Source organism: Microbacterium sp. LWH7-1.2 (assembly GCF_038397755.1).
Taxonomy (GTDB): domain Bacteria; phylum Actinomycetota; class Actinomycetes; order Actinomycetales; family Microbacteriaceae; genus Microbacterium.
The window spans coordinates 577,663-596,114 of the sequence record NZ_CP151637.1 but is presented as its reverse complement, the minus strand read 5'-3'; the positions used below and the strand labels follow the sequence as shown (position 1 = coordinate 596,114).

Below are 18,452 nucleotides of genomic sequence, written 5' to 3'. Positions count from 1 at the left end.
ATGGCGGCGCTCAGCGAGCCGCCTGAATCCCCACCGTCGCGCCGGCGCGCTCGAGCGCGGTCTCGATGAGCTCCGTGATGAGCTCGGGATAGGACAGCCCCGACGCGATCCAGCACTTCGGGAACATCGAGATCGGGGTGAACCCCGGCATCGTGTTGAGCTCGTTGACGTAGAGCCCGTCGGCGGTGAGGAAGAAGTCCACCCGCGCGAGTCCCTTGCCGTCGACGGCCTGGAAAGCACGGATGCCGAGCTCCTGGATCGCCGAGATCTCGTCGGCGGTCACGTCGGCCGGGCACACCACCTCGGCGCCGTCACCGCCGAGATACTTGCCCTCGAAGTCGTAGAACTCGCGGGTCGTGAGCACGATCTCGCCGGGCAGCGACGCCCGCGGCCCCGCGCCGCCGCGTCCTTCGAGGATCGCGACCTCGACCTCGCGGCCGACGATCGCCGACTCGATGAGCACCTTGTCGTCCTCGGCGAACGCGAGGGCGAGGGCCGCGTCGAGCTCACCGGCCTCGTGCACCTTCGAGACCCCCACGCTCGACCCCGCGCGCGCAGGCTTCACGAAAGACGGCTCACCGAGGGCCGCGGCGGCCGCCCGCACGCCCTCCGGGTCGCGCTCCCAGCGCTCCTGCGTCACCGTTACCCACGGAGACACCGGCGCGCCCGCGGCCTGCAGGACGATCTTCATGAAGTGCTTGTCCATGCACAGCGCGGAATCGAGCACGCCTCCGCCCGCGTACGGGATCTCGAGCGTGTCGAAGAAGCCCTGGATCGTGCCGTCCTCGCCGTGCACCCCGTGAAGGATCGGCAGTACGACGTCGAGGGTGCCCAGGTCGTCCACCGTTCCGTCGGCGCGGCGCACGCGGAGCTCGCGCTCGCCGACTTCGGGCCACAGGATGCGGGTGCCGTTGTCGGCGACCTCCGGAAGCCTCTCGGCGTCGAGCGCGAACTTGCCGGGGTCGTCGTCCTCGAGGACGAACACGCCGTCGCGCGTGATCCCGACGGGGATCACGCGGTAGCTGTCACGGTCGATCGCCCGCAGCACCCCGCCCGCCGTTGCGGAACTGATCGAGTGCTCGCTGGATCGACCGCCAAAGAGCACCGCCACCGCCGGCTTGTCCATTCGTCGTCCTCTCGCCCTGGGGGGTGTCGTCGTCGGTCGTAAGGTGCGGCGCGATATCACGAGGGTTCATGGTGCCGTCGAGCACCATCTTCACCTGCTCGACGATGGGCATCTGCACGCCCACCTCCCGCGCCAGCTGCAGGATGGGCGCGACGGACGCGAGCCCTTCCGCCGTCTGGTTCATCTGCTTGACGACGTCGTCGAAGCGATAGCCCTGGCCGAGCAGTCGCCCGGCGGTGTTGTTGCGGCTGAGCGGCGACTGGCACGTCGCGATGAGGTCGCCGAGCCCGGCGAGGCCCTGGAGCGTCTCGTGCTGCGCCCCGAACGCGACGGCGAAGTCCGTCATCTCGACGAGACCGCGCGTGATGATCGACGCCTTCGTGTTCTCGCCGTAGCCGACGCCGTCGACGATGCCGATGGCGACGGCGATGAGGTTCTTGAGCACGCCCCCGAACTCCGTGCCGATCACGTCGGTGTTGACGAACGTGCGGAAGTACGTGTTGCGCGCGCGGCGGGCGACGGCCTCGGCCGTCTCCTGGCTCGTCGAGGAGATGACGGCGGCAGTCGGCTGCTCGCGCGCGATCTCCAGGGCGAGGTTCGGGCCGGATGCGACGGCGATGCGCGCAGGGTCGCAGTGCAGCTCCTGCTCGATCACCTGGCTCATGCGCAGGCCCGTGCGCCGCTCGACGCCCTTCATGAGCGACACGATGGGAGCGTCGTTCTGCGAGATCAGCGGGCGCACCGCCTTGAGGTTCTGGCGCACCGCCTGACTCGGGATCGAGAGGTAGATCTGCTCGGCACCCTCGAGCGCCTCGGACAGGTGGTGCGTGGCGTGCATGTCGCGCGGCAGGTTGATCCCAGGGAGGTACTCGCTGTTGCGCTTGCCCTCCTGGATCTCGCTCGCGAGCTCTGGGCGGCGCGCCCACATGGTGACGTGGGCGCCGCCGTCGGCCAGGATCTTGCCGAACGTCGTGCCCCAGCTGCCCGCACCGACGACGGCGACGCGCGGGCGCGCAGCATCCTGCCTACGGCTCAAGGCGCCCCGTCTCCTTCTGGCCGTGATCGGCCGGGTTCCACCGCTGCGCGGGAGCAGGCTCGCCGCGCAGCCCCGAGAGGAGGCCCGAGATGTCGGCCATCACCACGTCCGTCGCCTCGATGAGCGTCGTCTGCGAAGAGGCCCCGCCGACGAAGGGCGAGAGGTCCACCGGGTCGCCCACGATCACGCGCACGCGGCGGCGCAGCGGCCAGAGCTTGAGCTTGCCGTAGCGCGGGAGCACCTGCTGCGAACCCCAGTGGGCCATCGGGATCACCGGGATGCCGCCCGCCAGCGCAAGACGGACCGCGCCGGTCTTGCCGCGCATGGGCCAGAGGTTGGGCTCGCGGGTGAGCGAGCCCTCCGGGTAGACGATCACACCGCGCCCGTGCTGCACAAGCGTCTGCGAGGCCTCGAGCGTGGCGCGAGCCGCGGCGGCCGACGTCGCGCGCGCGACCGGCACCATCCCGGTGGCGCGCAGCACCCATCCGAGCACCGGCACCCGGAACAGGCTCTCCTTCGCCATGAAACGGGGTGCGCGGCCGAGTCGCCACACGGCGAGGGCGACGACGAGCGGGTCGATCTCGCTCATGTGGTTCGGTGCGAGCACGTAGGCGCCGTCGCGAGGCAGCTTGCGGCCGTCCTCGATCTCGAGCTTGAACAGGAGGCTCAGGAGCGGCACGAGGAGCCCGGCCAGGGGCCAGAACACGCTCGGTCGTGTCTTCTCCGCCGAGGCGCGCGGGCGATCGGTGGCCACCGGGTTATCCGATGACGTCGAAGTCGGCGCCCAGCTGCTCGAGCTTGGCGAAGAACTTCTCGTAGCCGCGACGGATGATCCCGACGTTGCGGACGACCGACTCCCCCTCGGCTGCCAGCGCCGCGATCACGTAGCTGTACCCGCCGCGCAGGTCGGGGACGACGACATCGGCGCCGTGGAGCGGTGTCGGGCCGTTGATCACGGCGGCCTGCTCGAGGGCTCGGCGGGGAACTCGGCGGCCGGGTGCGTCGATCCCGTCACTGTGCACGACGATGTCGGCGCCCATGAGGTTGAGCGCCTCGGTGAACCCCAGCCGGTTCTCATACACGGTCTCGTGCACCGTCGACTCCCCCTCGGCCTGCGTGAGGGCGACGATGAGCGGCTGCTGCCAGTCGGTCATGAATCCGGGGTGCACATCGGTCTCGACGACGACAGGCTTCAGCGCGCCGCCGCGGCGGAACTGGATGCCGTCCTCGCGGACGTCGAACCAGCCGCCGGCCTTGCGGAACACGTTGAGGAAGGTCAGCATCTCCTGCTGGCGCGCCCCGCCGACGAAGATGTCGCCGTCGGTCGCCAGCGCCGCGCACGCCCACGAGGCGGCTTCGTTGCGATCGAAGATCGCGCGGTGGTCATAACCGCGCAGCGAGTCGACGCCCTCGATGAAGATGACGCGGTTCGGCTCGTACGAGATGATCGCGCCCATCTTCTGGAGCACGGCGATGAGATCCATGATCTCGGGCTCGATGGCGGCGTTGCGCAGCTCGGTGACACCCTTCGCCCGCACCGCGGTGAGCAGCACCTGCTCGGTCGCGCCGACGCTCGGGTAGGGCAGCTCGATGTTCGCGCCGTGCAGCCCGTTGGGGGCGGTGATCCGGATGCCCTCGTAGCTCTTGTCGACGACGGCGCCGAACGCGCGCAGCGCGTCCATGTGGAAGTTGATCGGACGGTCGCCGATGCGGCAGCCGCCCAGGTCGGGGATGAGCGCCTCGCCGAGCAGGTGCAGCAGCGGGCCGCAGAACAGGATCGGGATGCGGGATGCCCCGGCGTGCGCGTCGATCTCCTCGAAGTGCGCCGCCACGGCGCCGCTCGGGTCGAGGTGGATCGTGCCCTCCTCCTCGCCGTCCACCACGTGCACGCCGTGGACCTCGAGAAGCGAGCGGACCACCTGCACGTCGCTGATGTCGGGGACGTCGCGCAGCGTGCTGGCCGTCTCCCCGAGGAGAGCTGCGACCATCGCCTTGGTGACGAGGTTCTTCGCACCCTTGACCTCGACGCGACCGGTCAGCGGGCGACCACCCCGGATCGCGAGCACTTCACCGGTCAGTTCCTGCTCTCCCGCTTCGGCAGTGGTGCTTTCGCCGGCGGCGACGTTCAGGAGCGGCTTCATCCGGTGGTCCTCACTTGGTGTGCAGAGGGGGCTTGCGACGGTCGGGTGCCCCGGGTTCGGGCGCCCGGCCCGGCTTACGGAACGGGAAGTGTCCGCGGCCGCCACGCCTCTCGGCGAGCCTCGAACTGCGCGATCTTGTCTGCGTCGCGCAGTGTGAGCCCGATGTCGTCGAGCCCTTCGAGAAGCCGCCACCTAGTGTAATCGTCGATCTCGAAAGGCAGCTCCAGCGCGCCGATGCGCGCCGTGCGGGCTTCGAGATCGACCGTCATCGAGACGCCCGGATCCGCCTCGATGGCGGCCCACGCGGCCTCGAGATCCGCCTCGGAGATCACACCGGCGACCAGTCCCTGCTTGCCCGCGTTGCCGCGGAAGATGTCGGCGAAGCGCGGGCTCAGCACGACCTTGAAGCCGAAGTCGCGCAGCGCCCACACCGCGTGCTCACGGCTCGAGCCGGTGCCGAAGTCGGGGCCGGCGACGAGGATGCTGGCACCCGCGTACGCCGGCTGGTTGAGCACGAACTCGGGGTCCTGCCGCCAGCTGGCGAACAGGGCGTCCTCGAAGCCGGTCTTGGTGACCCGCTTCAGGTAGACGGCGGGGATGATCTGGTCGGTGTCGACGGCCGAGCGCCTCAGCGGCGCGGCGATGCCGGTGTGCGTCGTGAACTTCTCCATGTCAGACCTCCGTGCCCTCGGCTGCGGCCGCGACGGGCGCGGGAAGATCGCCCGGGCTCGCCAGGCGGCCCATGACGGCGGTCGCCGCCGCGACCAGCGGCGAGACGAGGTGCGTGCGTCCGCCCTTGCCCTGTCGACCCTCGAAGTTGCGGTTGCTCGTGGAGGCGCAGCGCTCCCCCGGTGCGAGCTGATCGGGGTTCATGCCCAGGCACATCGAGCACCCGGCGAAGCGCCACTCGGCGCCGAACTCCTCGAAGACCTTGTCGAGGCCCTCGGCCTCGGCCTCGAGACGGACCCGAGCCGACCCCGGCACCACCATGACGCGCACGCCGTCCGCCTTCGTGCGGCCCTCGATGACCGAGGCGAACGCCCGGAGGTCCTCGATGCGGCTGTTCGTGCACGAGCCCATGAACACCGCGTCGACCGGCACCGCCTTCAGCGGGGTGCCGGGCACCAGGTCCATGTACTCGAGCGCCCGCTCGGCGGCCGCACGCTCATTCGGGTCGGCGAAGTCGTCAGGCGACGGCACGGACGCGCTCAGCGAGACGCCCTGGCCCGGGTTGGTGCCCCACGTCACGAACGGCTCGAGCTCGGCGGCGTCGAGGAACACCTCGGCGTCGTAGACGGCTCCCTCGTCGCTGGGCAGCGTCCGCCAGTAGGCGACCGCGTCCTCCCAGTCCTGACCGGTCGGCGCGTGGGCGCGGCCCTTGACGTACGCGAAGGTGGTCTCGTCGGGCGCCACCATTCCGGCCCGGGCACCGGCCTCGATCGACATGTTGCAGATCGTCATGCGGCCCTCCATCGACAGCGACCGGATGGCGCTGCCGCGGAACTCCAGCACGTAGCCCTGCCCGCCGTTCGCACCGATCTTCGCGATGATCGCCAGCACGATGTCCTTCGCCGTGACGCCGGGCTGCAGCTCGCCCTCGACCGTGATCGCCATCGTCTTGAACGGCTTCAGCGGCAGCGTCTGCGTGGCGAGCACGTGCTCGACCTCGCTGGTGCCGATACCGAAGGCCATCGCGCCGAATGCGCCGTGCGTCGAGGTGTGCGAGTCGCCGCACACCACCGTGATGCCGGGCATCGTCAGGCCCAGCTGCGGCCCGACCACGTGGACGATGCCCTGCTCCTTGTCGCCGAGCGAATGCAGGCGCACACCGAACTCCGCAGCGTTGCGGCGCAGCGTGTCGATCTGCGTACGGCTGGTGAGATCGGCGATCGGCTTGTCGATATCGAGCGTCGGAGTGTTGTGGTCCTCTGTCGCGATCGTCAGGTCCAGGCGCCGCACCGGGCGCCCCTCGGCACGAAGACCGTCGAAGGCCTGAGGGCTCGTGACCTCGTGCACCAGGTGCAGGTCGATGTAGATCAGGTCCGGCTGGCCGTCCTCGCCGCGGACGACGACATGGTCGTCCCACACCTTCTCGGCGAGGGTCCGGGGACGATCGGGGATGCCGGATGCATCGGTCATGCTCATTGCTAGTCGTTCTCCTCTATGGGGGACTGCGCCCGCATCGGGGTGGGGCCCGCGACGAACTCCGCGACGAGGGAGGCCTGGGACTAGGACTCGTCGCGGCCGCTAAGGAGAAGGCGAGCGATCCGCACCCGCCCAGGCTACCACCGCGCAAACGGCGGTCCGCGCCGCCGCCGTCATCTGCCGTCCCTCCGCCGCCGCTGACTCCTAGTGGCGGCGCGGTAGATGACGGCGTGCTTGTCGCATCGGGTGGCGGAGCTGAGGCTTGCCGACGGACCCTGACGGCACGGCCGCACTCGAGGGTGTGGCCGTGCCGTGACATCAGGTCACCGCAGGGGGCGGAAGAACTCGCGCAGATCGCCGACGAGCACCTCGGGCACCTCCATGGCGGCGAAGTGACCGCCGACTTCGTGCTCCTTCCAGAACACGATCTGATCGTTGTCGCGCTCGGCGAACACCCGGATGGACCGGAAGTCGTTCTTGAAGATCGAGACCCCGGTCGGCGCGTGGTTGACGCGCGCGCCGACGCCCTCGCCGGCGTTGAACCGCGCGTCCTCCTTGTACTGACGCGCCGACGAACCAGCGGTTTTGGTGAACCAGTACAGCGAGACGTGGGTGAGGATCTGGTCGCGGCTGAGTTCGGTCGGCCGGTCGAACGTCGCCATCAACTCGTTCCAGGCGAGCTGACCCACAGGCGAGTCGGCGAGGGCGTGCGCGAGCGTCTGCGGCCTGGTCGACTGCAGCGACGCGAACGCCGAGATCTCGCCGAAGCTCTTCAGGATCTCGAGCGCCTCGAGGTCTTTCGGGCCGAGCTGCTCGAACTCGGCGGGGTCGCCGCTCGGAAACGAGAACAGCTGCAGCACGTGGGTGCCGACCAGCTCATCGGGCGCGAGGATTCCGAGTTCCCGACCGACGAACGATCCGCCGTCACCGCCGTGCGCGCCGTACCGCGCGTAGCCGAGGCGCTTCATGAGCGTGTCCCACGCCGCCGCGACCCGGGCCGACCCCCAGCCGGCCTCGGTGACCGGCCCGCTGAAGGCGTACCCCGGGAAGCTCGGCACCACCACGTGGAACGCGTCCTCAGCGCGGCCACCGTGCGCGACCGGGTCGACGAGCGGGCCGATCATGTCGGTGAACTCGGCGAACGACCCCGGCCAGCCGTGCGTGAGCACGACCGGGAAGGCGTGCGGCTCGGCCGACCGCACGTGCAGGAAGTGGATCGGCTGCCCGTCGATCGTCGTCATGAACTGCGGGAACGCTGCGAGTCGCGCCTCGACGGCGCGCCAGTCGAACTCGTCACGCCAGTACTCGGCCATCTCGCGTACTTTGGCGAGGCTCGCGCCGTACGCCGGGTCGCCGCCCGGAACCTCGGTGGTGTACCTCGTGCGGGCGAGTCGGTCGTGCAAGTCGTCCAGATCCGCGGCGGGGATCGAGAACGCGAACGGGCTGACCTGCTCGTCGCTCGCCTCGGTAGTCGGGAAGGTCGTCTGGTGGATGCCGGTGATGGGCTCGCTGTTCGTCATACCCTTACGGTAGGAATAAACGCGGAAGAATAACTTCCGCGAATCGAGGCATCCGTGAAACAGACCGCGACACGTGTGCTGCAGGTGCTCGCGCTGTTACGGCAGCGGCCCGACTGGTCGGCGACCGAACTCGCAGGCCGAATGGATGTCTCGACCCGCACGATTCGCTCGGATATCGGGCGCCTGCGCGAGCTCGGCTACGTCATCGACGCCACCAGCGGACGAGCGGGCGGCTACCGTCTCGACCGCGCCACCGACCTGCCGCCCTTGATGCTCGACGACGACGAGGGCATCGCCGTCGCCATCGCGCTGCACCAGGTCACCTCGAACGCCGTCGCCGACATCGACGCGAGCGCGGCGCGGGCTCTCGCGAAGCTTGAGCATGTGCTGCCACGCCAGCTGGCCGAGCAGGTGAACGCGATGGCCGCGGCCACGGCGCCGCAGACCCGCGACCGTGGGCCGAGCGTCGAGTCCCCGACGCTCGCCACGATCGCCCGGGCTGTGCAGCGCGTCGAGTGGCTGAGGTTCGAGTACACGCCGTTCCAGGGCGAGGCCTCGCTTCGACGGGTCGAGCCGTACCGGCTCGTCAGCTGGGGCCGCCGCTGGTACCTCGTGGCGTTCGACCTCGAGCGCGACGACTGGCGCAGCTTCCGCGTCGACCGCATGGCCTTGCGCCAGCCGACCGGGCGACGGTTCGAGCCCCGCGGCCTGCCCGCCGACGACGTCGCGGCCTACGTGCTGCGCGGCGTCGCCTCGGCGGGGTGGCGGTTCAGAGCCCGCGTACTCGTACACGCGCCAGCGACCATCGTCGCCGAGAAGATCGATCCCTCGGTCGGGCTCGTCGAGGCGATCGACGACAAGCGCTGCGTCTTGATCACCGGCGCCGACCACCCCATGACTGTGGCGGTGTACCTCGCCCTGCTCGACGAGGACTTCACCGTCGACGGCCCGGCCGAACTGACAGAGGCGATTCAGACGCTCGCCCGGCGATACGCCACAGCGAGTACGGATCGACAGATCTCCCCGTAGCCGCAGATGTACGAACGAGGGCCGCCGACGACGGTCGGCGGCCCGAGGCGGAACGTCTCGCAGAGCGAGATCAGCGACCGTCCTCCGAGTGCGGGTGGTCGACCGTGGGCGGCGTGCCCTTCTCATCTGCGACGACGGCGGCCGCAGCATCCGCGTTCGGCACCTTCTTCTCACGGGCGGAGGCGACGAGGCTCGCGACCGTCGCGACGAGCATCGAGACGACGATGACGCCGAGCGACATCCACGTCGAGATCTCGGGGGCCCATTCGATCGGCTCGCCGTTGTTGATGAACGGGAGCTCGTTCACGTGCATGGCGTGGAAGACGAGCTTGAGGCCGATGAACGCGAGGATGAACGCGATGCCGTAATGCAGGTAGCGGAGCCGATCGAGAAGGTCGCCCAGCAGGAAGTAGAGCTGGCGCAGACCCATGAGGGCGAAGATGTTCGCCGTGAAGACGATGAACGCGCTCTGCGTGATGCCGAAGATCGCGGGGATCGAGTCGATCGCGAACAGCAGGTCGGTGACGCCGATCGCCGCGAAGACGATGATCATCGGCGTCCACATCTTCTTGCCGTCGACGACCGTGCGGATCTTCGCGCCGTCGTAGTGGTCGCTGATGTCGATCGTACGTCGCAGCATGCGCACGACGAAGTTCTCCTGCTTCACGTCGGAGTCGTGGTCGCCGCCGGGGAAGGCCTGGCGCCACGCGGTCCAGACGAGGAACGCGCCGAAGATGTAGAACACCCAGCTGAACTGCTCGATCACCGCGGCGCCGACCAAGATGAAGATGCCGCGCAGCACGAGGGCGATGATGATCCCCACCATCAGCACTTCCTGCTGATAGCGCCGGGGCACCGCGAACTGCGCCATGATCAGCACGAAGACGAAGAGGTTGTCGATCGACAGGCTGTACTCGGTGAGCCAGCCGGCCACGAACTGGCCGGCATACTCCGGCCCCGCGACGATCCACATGATGCCGGCGAAGATGAGCGCGAGGGTCACATAGAAGACCACCCACAGCGTCGACTCACGAGTCGACGGGATGTGGGGCCGCTTCAGGATGAGAAGCAGATCTGCAACCAGGATCAGGGTGAGGATCACGAGGGATCCGATTTCGAACCAGAGCGGGAGTTCGAGGTCCATGGAGGGCCTTTCGAAGGGGATGTACGAGGGGTCGGTGGAATCCGAAAGTCTCTCCCCCGCCGACGTGACCGGCGGCGCGCACCCGGGGTCGCTCTCTCGGGACCCGTGATGACGGATGCGCGTATCGGGATACTCCCTCTCGCTCGCAACAGGATACAGGGTCGGCAGGGTCCGCCTGTTTGCGCGTGAGACGATCCGGTCGATGCGGACACTGACACAGTGAGAGACAATTCGGAGGATGGGGATGGCCGACGACGACCTGCCGGGCGACGCCGAGCTCGTGGCGCTTGCTGCGGGCGGGAGCGAGCACGCCTTCCGCACGCTGTACCGGGCGTACGTGCGCCCGGTGTACTGGCTGGCGCACGGCCTCGTCGGCAATCCGGCGGATGCCGAGGAAGTCACGCAGGAGACGTTCCTCGTCGCCTGGCGCAAGCTCCCGGGCCTCGACCTCGCCGGCGAATCGCTGCTGCCCTGGCTCGCGACGATCTGCCGGTTCCAGTCCGCGAACCGCATCCGCCGGCAGCGCCGAGACCGCGAGCACACCGCCGCGGCGGCCGATGAGGCGCTGCCGTCGACGGTCGACGTCGAACAGCAGGTGATCGACCACCGCCTGGCGGAGGCGATCCTGAACGAGGTCGCCGGCCTCGGGGAACTCGACCGTGCCATCTTCCGGCTGTGCGCGACCGAGGGGTACGCCTACCAGGCGGCCGCCGACGAGCTCGGCGTCGCGCACGGTGTCGTCCGCAATCGTCTCTCCCGCATCCGCACCCGTCTGCGGACCGTAGTGAAGGAGAGCACATGAGCGTCCAGCCCCCGGACTCCGGGACCCCCGCACCCCTCCCCGAGCTCAGCGCCGAGCGCATCGACGAGATCGAGCACGCGCTCTTCGCCGACATCGCGCGTGAGCGCACGCGCCAGTCCGCCCGGCGTACACGTCGGGGCCGCCTCTGGATCGCCGGAGGCGCCGCAGCGGCGGTGATCGTCGTCGCCGCCGTGATCGCGCCCTCGGTCGGATCGATCGTCGGTGGTGCCGGCGGGGCGAGCGAGGAATCCGCCGTCGCGCCGGTCGCCCCCGCCGACTCCGGAGCCGGCTCGTCCACTACGGACTCGTCAGGCGCCGACACCCGCGAATCCGCGCCCCTCACGGGGGCGGCAGACGACACGGCGGCGGTCGCCGAGGCCGCAGACCGCGACATCATCACCACGGCATCGGCCACGGTCACCGCTGCCGAGGTCGACGCGGCCGCTCGTGCCATCGCGAACTCGGCGGTCGCCCACGGCGGCTACGTCGAGTCGATGAGCGTCGGCAGCGACGGCACTGTCTACCCGGTCACCCCTGCCGAGGGGGGTGTCGTCTACGACACGATGCCCTACCCGTACCCGACCGACGGCGCCTGGATCACCGTGCGCGTTCCCGCCGATCAGCTGCAGAGCGTCGTCGACGAGCTCGACGATGTCGGCGAGGTGACAGCGACCACCCTGTCACGTCAGGACGTCACCGAGCAGACCGTGGACCTCGAGGCCCGCATCGAGGCCGCACAGGCGTCCGTGGACCGCCTCACCGAGCTCATGGCCCAGGCGCAGAGCGTGGCGGACCTCATCGCCGCGGAGGCGGCCCTGGCGGAGCGCCAGGCCACGCTCGAGTCCTACCAGCAGCAGCTCGAGATGCTCGACGACCAGGTCGCGATGTCGACGCTGTCCGTCACGGTCGTGCCCGAGGTCGAGCCTGTGACCGCCGACCCGGCCGGCTTCGGCGACGGCCTCGCCGCGGGCTGGAACGGCCTCGTCGCCACCCTCAACGGCATCGTCGTCGCGCTCGGGTTCCTCCTCCCCTGGCTCGCGGTGGCCGCCGTCGCCGCCCTGATCGTCTGGGGCATCGTACGGCTCGTCCGCAATCGTCGCCGTGGACGGACGGATGCTGCGCCCCCGGCTCATCCGACCGTCGACGCGGACCGCTCCACCGACTCGTCCGCATGACGTTCGTGTCGCGGTGGTCCTCCCGGGGAGTCGTGTCCGAGGGTGACAAGGAGTGCACCTGCGACCGCGGCGACCGCGGGCTTCACCGCGCAGCTCTGCGCCGCCTGGTCTGAGCGGAGAACACAAAGACGCCCCGGTCCTCGTGGACCGGGGCGTCGATCGTGACCCCAGCGGGATTCGAACCCGCGTTACCGCCGTGAGAGGGCGGCGTACTAGGCCGCTATACGATGGGGCCGTACAGCGTGCCGCAACCGATGTCGCGACGTTGTTGCCTGACTGGTGACCCCAGCGGGATTCGAACCCGCGTTACCGCCGTGAGAGGGCGGCGTACTAGGCCGCTATACGATGGGGCCGTTCAGGCAACCGTTCGATTATGCCACGGGCGTCATGCCCACTCCAAATCGACGCGGGTGCCGGCGCGCCGTCCCCGTCCGCTTGCCTCGGCGGCGCCGGAACGCTTGACTCGACGCATGCGAGTCACGAAGTTCGAGCACGCCACCCTGACCCTCGTCGACACCAGCCGCACGCTGGTCATCGATCCCGGGTCGTTCACGGCTCCGCTCGGGGAACTCGAGAGCGTCGTCGCGATCGTCATCACGCATGAGCACGCCGACCACTGGACGCCCGACCACCTGGACCGCATCCTCGGTACCTTTCCGGGAACGCCGATCTTCGCTCCCGAAGGCGTGTCCAAGGCAGCCGCCGGCTACGACGTCACGATCGTGCACCCCGGCGACGTCGTCGAGGTCGAGCCGTTCCGCCTCGAGTTCTTCGGCGGCCGGCACGCGGTGATCCACGAGTCGATCCCGGTCGTCGACAACGTCGGAGTTCTCGTGAACGACGAGTTCTACTACCCCGGCGACTCGTATGCGGTGCCGAAAGGCCGCGCGGTGAAGCTGCTGGCATCGCCGGTCGGCGCCCCGTGGCTCAAGATCGGCGAGGCGATGGACTTCGTGCTCGCCGTCGCGCCGCGGCGCGTCTTCGGGACGCACGACATGACCCTGTCGGTCGCCGGCCGCGACATGGGGCGGATGCGTCTCGGCTGGGCCGCCGAGCAGGACGGCGGCGAGCTCGTCGTGCTGAACCCCGGAGACAGCACCGACATCTGAGCCGGGGCGCGGATGCCCCGCGGAACGCGGACGACGGATGCCGCAGCAGCTTCGACCCGCGGCATCCGTCGACACGTTCTTCTGTGCGGTCTGCAACCGCACGATCGTCTGCTACTGCGCGTCGAGGTCCGTCTCGAGCAGCGCGACCAGGGCGTCGAGCGCCTCCTCAGCACCGTCGCCGTCGGCCTTGAGGGTCACGACGGTGCCCTGCGAGGCACCGAGGCCCATTAGCGACAGGATGCTGCCGGCGTTGAGGTCGGCACCGCCCTCGACCGCGATCGTGACCGGGACGGGCTGCGCCTGCACCGCCTGCACGAAGAGCTTCGCGGGGCGGGCGTGGAGTCCCGAACTGCTGGCGATGGTGGCCTGACGTTCTGCCATTTTTCTCTCCTGTCTGTGTCGGACCTCGGCGGTCGACGACTCCGATTCTGGCGGACGATAGCCTCAGGCCGCCACGGCCACCCGCGCTTCGGCCTCGGCGAGCTCCTTCGGGGCGATCCACTTCTTGAGGGCGATGACCGTCAGTGCCGACACGACCGTGCCCGCCGCGAGGGCGACCAGGAAGCCCCAGATCGGGCTGATCGCGAAGAGCACGAAGATGCCGCCGTGGGGCGCCAGGGACTGGACGGCGAAAGCCATGCTCAGCGCGCCCGTGACGGCGCCGCCCAGCATCATCGAGGGGATGACGCGCAGCGGGTCGGCGGCCGCGAACGGGATCGCACCCTCACTGATGAATGCCGCGCCGAGCAGCCAGGCCGCCTTGCCGTTCTCGCGCTCGACCGGCGGGAACATGTTGCGTGCCAGGACGGTCGACGCGAGGGCCATGGCGAGCGGCGGGACCATGCCGGCGGCCATGACGGCGGCCATGATGAGGTAGGGCGTCGGGTTCTCGGCCGATCCCGCACCGAGCCCGGCGACGGCGAACGCGTAGGCGACCTTGTTGACCGGCCCGCCGAGGTCGAAGCACATCATGAGGCCGAGGATGACGCCGACGAGGATGATCGCGTCGGTCGCGGCGAGGCCGGTGAGCCACGTGTTCAGACCCTCCATGAGGGTCGCGATCGGCCGGCCGAGGAACAGGATCATCAGGCCCGAGGCCACGATCGAGGCCGCGAGCGGGATGATCACGACCGGCATGAGGCCGCGCAGCCATCGCGGGGCGTTGAGGCGCCCGATCCACAAGGCGACGAAGCCTGCGAGCAGACCGCCGATGATGCCGCCGATGAAGCCGGCGTTCATGATGACCGCGACGGCGCCTGCGACGAATCCGGGCGCGATACCGGGACGGTCGGCGATCGCGAACGCGATGTAACCCGCCAGCGCCGAGACCAGGAAGCCCATCGACGTCACGCCGATCACGAAGAGCACGGAGCCGAGGTACTGGGCGAGTCCACCCGCCGGGAGGGCCCAGAGGGCGTTGTCGACGATGACGCCGAATGCCTCGTCGCCGACGTTCACGCCGCCGATGAGGAAGCCGAGGGCGATCAGCAGACCGCCGCCCGCGACGAACGGGATCATGTAGCTGACGCCGGTGAGGAGGATGCGCTGGATGCGGGCGCCCCACGACAGGGTCTCGGCAGGAGCCGCTGTGGCGGCAGTGGCGTCGCCTCCCACGCGGGTGGCCGAGGGGTCGTTCGCCGCAGCGACGGCCTCCGCGATGAGCTGGTCGGGCTGCTCGATGCCGCGCTTGACGCCCGAGCGCACCACGGGCTTGCCCGCGAACCGCTGCGGCTCCCGCACGTCGACGTCGGTCGCGAAGATGACGGCGTCGGCGTTGCGGATGACGTCGGCGGGAAGCGCCTGGTACCCGCTCGAGCCCTGCGGCTCGACCACCAGGTCGATTCCGGCCTTCTTGCCCGCGGCGGTGAGTGCATCGGCCGCCATGAACGTGTGCGCGATACCGGTCGCGCACGACGTCACCGCGACCACCCGGGCGGGCCGCCCGTCGACGTCGAGGCCCGTGGAGGCGGCGGGTGCGACTGCTGCGGCGGGGGCGGCAGGGACGGCCGCTTCCCGCTCCCCGATCGCCGCCTGCACGATCGCGACCACGTCGTCATCGGATGACGCGGCGCGCAGCCCGGAGGTGAAGTCCTCCTGCATGAGGCTCCGCGCGAGCTTCGAGAGCACCGCGAGGTGCGCCTCGGCGGCGTCCGCCGGCGCGGCGATGAGGAAGACGAGGTCGGCGGCGCCGTCCGGCGCGCCGAAGTCGACGCCCGGCTTCAGGCGCGCGAACGCCAGAGACGGCGTCGTGACCGCGGCGCTCTTGGCGTGCGGAATGGCGATGCCGCCGGGAAGCCCTGTCTCGTCCTTCTCTTCGCGCGCCCACGCGTCGTCGAAGAGTCTCTCAGCGTCGGTCGCGCGACCCTGCGCGACCACTCGTTCGGCGAGGGAGCGGATCACGGCGGCCTTGTCGGCGCCCAGTGGCGCGTCGAGGCTCACCAGGCCTGTGGTGATGGTGTCGGACACGGTGACCTCCTGCGGTCGTTGGGGTGGGTGGGTGCTCAGTCGAGACGCGTGACGGGCACGTCGCCGGTGGGAAGATCTGCGGGAGCCGGCGCTTTCGTGCCGGGGAGGGATGCTGCCGCCGCCCCGTAACGGACGGCCAGCCGCAGCCGCTCGTCCTGGTCGGCACCGCGCGTGGCAGCGAGCACGTAGCCGGCGAGCGAGCTGTCGCCCGCGCCCACAGTGCTCACGACCTGGATGGGCGGCGGAGAAGCCGCCCAGGCGCCTTCGGCATCGACGAGGAGCGCGCCGCGGGAACCGAGCGTGACGAGGGCGGCCCGCACCCGCGCGGGGACGAGCGCTCGGGCGACCTGGAGCACCGACTGCGGGTCCGTGCCGTCGATGCTGACGCCCACGAGCTCGGCGAGCTCGTCGTCGTTCGGCTTGATGAGGTCGGCTGCGCCGGCGGCGACGACCGCGGCCAGCGCGGGGCCGGAGGTGTCCACCGCGATGAGCGGGGCGTCCGCTCCGCGCGCGGTGCGCACCGCGGTGATGACGCGCACGTAGAAGTCGTCGGGGACGCCGGGAGGCAGCGAGCCCGCCAGCACCAGCCAACGAGCGTCGACGGATGCTGCGACGACCGCGTCGACGACCGCGGAGACCTCGTCCGCCGACAGTTCGGCGCCCGGCAGGTTGAGCTTGGTGGTGACGCCGGCGGGGTCGGTGATCGCGATGTTCGCGCGGACGTTCCCGCGTACCGCCACGCGGCGTGCGTCGACGTCGGCTGCGTGCAGCGCCGCGTCGTATGGATCGCCCGGCGCGAGGGGCAGCACCGCGGCACAGTCCTCACCGGCCGCGGTGATGGCGCGGGCGACGTTGATGCCCTTCCCGCCCGCGTCCTCGCGCGTCGAAGCCGCACTCTGCACGTCGCCGACCTGCAGCGGTGCGGGAAGCATGACCGTGCGGTCGAGGGACGGGTTGGCGGTGAGCGTCACGATCATGCGAGCCAGACCTCCACGTCGGCGTCTGCGAGCGCGGACGCGAGTTCTTCGTCGGGTGGCGAATCCGTCACCAGCACATCGATGTCGGACAGCGGCGCGAAGCCGACCAGCAGCTCGGCCCCGAGCTTCTCGGCATCGGCCACGACGACCACGCGCCGGGCCGACTCGACGATCGCGCGCTTGACCGCGGCCTCGTCGGGGTCGGGCGTGCTGAGGCCGAACGTCGCGGAGACGCCATTGGTGCCGACGAAGGCGACATCCGGACGAAGCGCGCCGATCGCGCGGACGGTGTCGGCGCCGACGGCCGCGGCGGTGAGGCCGCGCACGCGCCCGCCGACCAGCGAGAGGGACGCGCCCGGAACGCCGGCGAGGGTGTTGCCGAGGGCCAGTGAGTGCGTGACGACCTCTATCCGCGCGAGGGAGAGGCGCGGAATGAGCGCCGAGGCGACGGCTGCCGTGGTCGTGCCGGCGTCGAGGAAGACGGACCCGGTGAATTCGGCGCCGAGGGCGTCGAGGGCCCGCTGGCCGATGGCGGCCTTTGCGCCGCCGTGGTGCTCGAGGCGCTCGGCGAGCGAGGGCTCTCGGGTGCTGGCGCGCTCCCGGCTCACCGCTCCCCCGTGCACGCGGCGCAGCGCGCCGGTGGACTCGAGGTGGTCGAGGTCGCGGCGGATCGTCTCAGTCGTGACCTCGAACCGGTCGGCGAGCTCGACGACGCTCACCCGGCTCCGCTCGGACAGCAGGAGCTCGATCTGCTCGTGGCGCTCCGTCGCGTACATGTGAGACAACCTCCGTTGGATTCCCACACAATACAACAGATTCCCACATAAACGCAACAGGGTATTTTCAGACGGTGCCCGACAAGCCCGCCGCCGAGGTCTCCATCGACACCGCCCTCATCCGCGGACTGCTCGCCGACCGGGTCATCCCGGTGATCCCCGACGCCGGGGAGCTGTCCCTGCGAAAGGTCGCAGAGGGCTGGGACTGCGAGGTGTGGCGGCTCGGTGAGGACTACGCCGTGCGGCTCCCCCGTCGCGCCCTCGCGGCGCCGCTCGTACTGCACGAGCAGGCGGTGCTTCCATCTGTGGCTGAGCGGCTCTCACCACTCGGCGTGCGCGTTCCTGCGCCTGTGGTCGATGGCGTCGCAGACCGTGACTACCCCTGGGCCTGGTCGGTCGTACCGTGGATCGACGGCATCAGTGCGATCGAGGAGTCGGCGGCGGAGCGCGGCGAATGGGCTGACACCTTGGCCCGTGCGCTCGGTGCTCTGCACGTGGCCGCCCCGGACGACCACCCGGTCAACCCGTTCCGCGGAGTCCCCCTCGCCGCGCGCGCGGACGATGTCGAGGAGAGACTGCGCACGCTGCGGGACAGCGGTGTCCTCGACGATGCGTCGGCCCGAAGGATCGACGCGATCTGGCAGGCCGGAGCGGCGGCCACACCCTGGAACCGCACGCCGGTATGGATCCACGGCGACCTCCACCCGGGCAACCTGGTCGCTCGCGACGGCGCCCTCGTCGGGATCATCGACTTCGGCGACGTCACGGCGGGCGACCCCGCCTACGATCTGGCCGTCGCGTGGCTCGCGTTCGACGCGGGAGGACGCGAACGCTTCACCGCCGCGGCCGGTTTCGACTACGACGCCGACGTCTGGGTGCGGGCGCACGCATGGGCGGCCGCCGTCGTGCTCATGCTGCTGGCCCACAGCGACGACAACCCCGCGTACTTCGCGTTGGGACGGGATGCCGCCGCCGAGGTGATCGCGGACGCCGCGGCCTGAGGCCG

At 70.1% G+C, this 18,452-nt stretch carries 17 protein-coding genes and 2 tRNA genes; 5 read left to right on the top strand and 14 right to left on the bottom strand.

Translation table 11 applies throughout. From position 1 onward, the window contains the following. Positions 1-10: 10 nt before the first annotated feature. The 7 genes from MRBLWH7_RS02835 to MRBLWH7_RS02805 all read right to left on the bottom strand — a co-directional run bounded on the left by MRBLWH7_RS02835 (position 11) and on the right by MRBLWH7_RS02805 (position 7,968). Positions 11-1,126, bottom strand: a complete 1,116-nt coding sequence (locus tag MRBLWH7_RS02835; protein ID WP_341998955.1) for a D-alanine--D-alanine ligase family protein — start codon at positions 1,124-1,126, stop codon at positions 11-13. Continuing rightward, positions 1,026-2,162 (bottom strand): NAD(P)H-dependent glycerol-3-phosphate dehydrogenase, encoded by a 1,137-nt coding sequence (locus tag MRBLWH7_RS02830; RefSeq protein WP_341998954.1) that lies wholly within the window; start codon positions 2,160-2,162, stop codon positions 1,026-1,028. Before MRBLWH7_RS02830 ends, MRBLWH7_RS02835 begins: the two co-directional genes overlap by 101 nt. Continuing rightward, complete coding sequence (locus MRBLWH7_RS02825) at positions 2,152-2,916, bottom strand: lysophospholipid acyltransferase family protein (RefSeq protein ID WP_341998953.1); 765 nt, start codon at positions 2,914-2,916, stop codon at positions 2,152-2,154. Before MRBLWH7_RS02825 ends, MRBLWH7_RS02830 begins: the two co-directional genes overlap by 11 nt. Positions 2,917-2,920: 4 nt before the next feature. Beyond that, the gene (gene murA / locus MRBLWH7_RS02820; protein WP_341998951.1) at positions 2,921-4,303 is read right to left on the bottom strand and encodes a UDP-N-acetylglucosamine 1-carboxyvinyltransferase; all 1,383 of its coding nucleotides are present in this window, start codon (positions 4,301-4,303) and stop codon (positions 2,921-2,923) included. A 74-nt stretch (positions 4,304-4,377) separates the two neighbouring features. Further along, the gene (gene leuD, locus MRBLWH7_RS02815) at positions 4,378-4,974 is read right to left on the bottom strand and encodes a 3-isopropylmalate dehydratase small subunit (protein ID WP_341998949.1); all 597 of its coding nucleotides are present in this window, start codon (positions 4,972-4,974) and stop codon (positions 4,378-4,380) included. A gap of 1 nt (position 4,975) precedes the next feature. Beyond that, entirely contained in the window at positions 4,976-6,448 is a 1,473-nt protein-coding gene (gene leuC, locus MRBLWH7_RS02810) for a 3-isopropylmalate dehydratase large subunit (RefSeq protein WP_341998947.1), read from the bottom strand. 323 nt (positions 6,449-6,771) lie between these two features. Then, on the bottom strand, positions 6,772-7,968 hold the full coding sequence (locus MRBLWH7_RS02805; protein ID WP_341998945.1) for an epoxide hydrolase family protein: 1,197 nt from the start codon (positions 7,966-7,968) through the stop codon (positions 6,772-6,774). 54 nt (positions 7,969-8,022) lie between these two features. On the opposite strand from MRBLWH7_RS02805, the gene MRBLWH7_RS02800 reads away from it, so the two are divergent. Further along, positions 8,023-8,997, top strand: coding sequence for a YafY family protein (locus tag MRBLWH7_RS02800; RefSeq protein ID WP_341998943.1), 975 nt, complete (start codon positions 8,023-8,025; stop codon positions 8,995-8,997). 70 nt (positions 8,998-9,067) lie between these two features. Here MRBLWH7_RS02800 and MRBLWH7_RS02795 read toward each other — a convergent pair whose 3' ends face one another. Further along, on the bottom strand, positions 9,068-10,141 hold the full coding sequence (locus MRBLWH7_RS02795; protein ID WP_341998942.1) for a TerC family protein: 1,074 nt from the start codon (positions 10,139-10,141) through the stop codon (positions 9,068-9,070). A 244-nt stretch (positions 10,142-10,385) separates the two neighbouring features. On the opposite strand from MRBLWH7_RS02795, the gene MRBLWH7_RS02790 reads away from it, so the two are divergent. Both MRBLWH7_RS02790 and MRBLWH7_RS02785 read left to right on the top strand, forming a co-directional pair. Next, positions 10,386-10,943, top strand: a complete 558-nt coding sequence (locus MRBLWH7_RS02790; protein ID WP_341998940.1) for a sigma-70 family RNA polymerase sigma factor — start codon at positions 10,386-10,388, stop codon at positions 10,941-10,943. Further along, positions 10,940-12,118, top strand: coding sequence for a DUF4349 domain-containing protein (locus MRBLWH7_RS02785; RefSeq protein WP_341998938.1), 1,179 nt, complete (start codon positions 10,940-10,942; stop codon positions 12,116-12,118). Before MRBLWH7_RS02790 ends, MRBLWH7_RS02785 begins: the two co-directional genes overlap by 4 nt. Positions 12,119-12,280: 162 nt before the next feature. Here the strand turns inward: MRBLWH7_RS02785 and MRBLWH7_RS02780 are convergent. After that, positions 12,281-12,353 (bottom strand) — tRNA-Glu (locus MRBLWH7_RS02780). Positions 12,354-12,395: 42 nt separating this feature from the next. Further along, positions 12,396-12,471: transfer RNA gene (locus tag MRBLWH7_RS02775), tRNA-Glu, on the bottom strand. Positions 12,472-12,588: 117 nt separating this feature from the next. Here MRBLWH7_RS02775 and MRBLWH7_RS02770 point away from each other — a divergent pair. Further along, complete coding sequence (locus MRBLWH7_RS02770; protein ID WP_341998937.1) at positions 12,589-13,227, top strand: MBL fold metallo-hydrolase; 639 nt, start codon at positions 12,589-12,591, stop codon at positions 13,225-13,227. Positions 13,228-13,338: 111 nt separating this feature from the next. Here the strand turns inward: MRBLWH7_RS02770 and MRBLWH7_RS02765 are convergent, their stop codons facing one another. From MRBLWH7_RS02765 to MRBLWH7_RS02750, 4 genes are all read right to left on the bottom strand, one after another. Beyond that, positions 13,339-13,608 carry an HPr family phosphocarrier protein gene (locus MRBLWH7_RS02765; protein WP_045297931.1) on the bottom strand — a complete coding sequence of 90 codons (270 nt, stop codon included), beginning with the start codon at positions 13,606-13,608 and terminating at the stop codon, positions 13,339-13,341. 63 nt (positions 13,609-13,671) lie between these two features. After that, positions 13,672-15,693: a fructose-specific PTS transporter subunit EIIC gene (locus MRBLWH7_RS02760; RefSeq protein ID WP_341998933.1), complete on the bottom strand. Its 2,022-nt coding sequence runs from the start codon at positions 15,691-15,693 to the stop codon at positions 13,672-13,674. 35 nt (positions 15,694-15,728) lie between these two features. Continuing rightward, positions 15,729-16,670: a 1-phosphofructokinase gene (gene pfkB / locus MRBLWH7_RS02755; RefSeq protein ID WP_341998930.1), complete on the bottom strand. Its 942-nt coding sequence runs from the start codon at positions 16,668-16,670 to the stop codon at positions 15,729-15,731. Next, a complete protein-coding gene (locus tag MRBLWH7_RS02750) occupies positions 16,667-17,446 on the bottom strand; it encodes a DeoR/GlpR family DNA-binding transcription regulator (RefSeq protein ID WP_341998928.1) in 780 nt (259 codons plus the stop codon). The genes pfkB and MRBLWH7_RS02750 overlap by 4 nt, the downstream gene beginning before the upstream one ends. A gap of 74 nt (positions 17,447-17,520) precedes the next feature. Between MRBLWH7_RS02750 and MRBLWH7_RS02745 the strand changes: the two genes are divergently transcribed. After that, positions 17,521-18,447, top strand: coding sequence for an aminoglycoside phosphotransferase family protein (locus tag MRBLWH7_RS02745; RefSeq protein WP_341998926.1), 927 nt, complete (start codon positions 17,521-17,523; stop codon positions 18,445-18,447). Positions 18,448-18,452: the final 5 nt, after the last annotated feature.